Source organism: Rhizobium sp. 01T417 (assembly GCF_056398905.1).
Window position 1 is genome coordinate 1 of sequence record NZ_JBFTQH010000152.1, and the last position, 1,089, is coordinate 1,089.

Here is a 1,089-nt window from a genome sequence, read left to right on the forward strand (position 1 = left end):
CCCCACAGCAGATTCGTGCAATTGAGCCATTTCCGTAATACATGAAGTTCGGTGCGCCAGGGATTATTGCTCACGTGAGGCATCAGTTCAATGACCGATTCTGGCCGGATCCCGACGCCGGATCTTCAATGACCGTTGTAAGGCTTTTGACCGGCAACACGCTGCTCAAAAGTCTGGCGCTTCAGGCCAGCACCACCGCCCTACAGGGGTATCCGTCAATGCTGTGCCGCACAATGAGTGCAGGAACATTGGCTTGGCTCTTTGCAAGTTTCGGCCGCCCCAAACGTGCAAATTTCGATTGGCGTTGACAGTCAGTCTGGTTTGAACCAGTGTTGCCGAAATTCTGGTGCCTCCAATGGCGGCTGTAACGGCTGTTCGCGATCCGTGGCCTCTGCGTCAGCGGTGTGCCGAAGCCGCTATTCGCAAGGCACACGCGAGCGTCCGATTCCGTACGCTATGTCGGATTCCGACGTGTTCCCCTACGGCTCAAGTTGCTCGCCCGATGATAAGCTGTTGTTGCGTCGATCTCTGCCGCGTCATCCTGAGTTCCCGCTGGGAGGTTTGATTCCCCGGGATTTCCCTCGCTTGAGAGTTCTCAAGTGAGGGCCGGATGATCTGCAAACGTCCTCAGCAGAAAATCCATAACGACGCGTATCTGGGGCGAATGGCGCAGGTCTCGATGCACCGCCATCCAGATATCCTGAAAGAACGCTTCGCCATTGTGCGAGAGGCGCTGTAGTGTCGCATCGCGCTCAGCCAGGAAATCCGGCAGACCCGCCACACCAGCGCCTGCTCGCGCTGCGATCAGGTGGTTGTTAATATCGCTGATCTCGCAGGCTATGGGCCTTCCCTCTGCAACCTCCATCAGCCAAGCGCGCTGCCGCACGCCCGCGAATCCCGCGTCGTAGGCGATGAATTCCCACGAGGATGGGTCGTGCAGATGTGCATAGTCCGCGCTGGCGTACAAGCCGAACGACACGCGCCCCAGCTTTCGCACGACGCTAGTGGGCTCCTCCGGACGCGTCATTCTCAGGACAACATCCGCTTCCCGACGGCTGAGAGACACATGCCGCGCCTCGGGGCAAATAG

The 1,089-nt window shown here is 58.5% G+C and carries 1 protein-coding gene; it reads right to left on the reverse strand.

Annotated elements, in window-relative coordinates:
- Window positions 1–595 precede the first annotated feature (595 nt).
- Window positions 596–1,089: LysR substrate-binding domain-containing protein (locus AC1DPR_RS32110; protein ID WP_477818042.1), on the reverse strand; the 494-nt coding region annotated here is incomplete at its 5' end.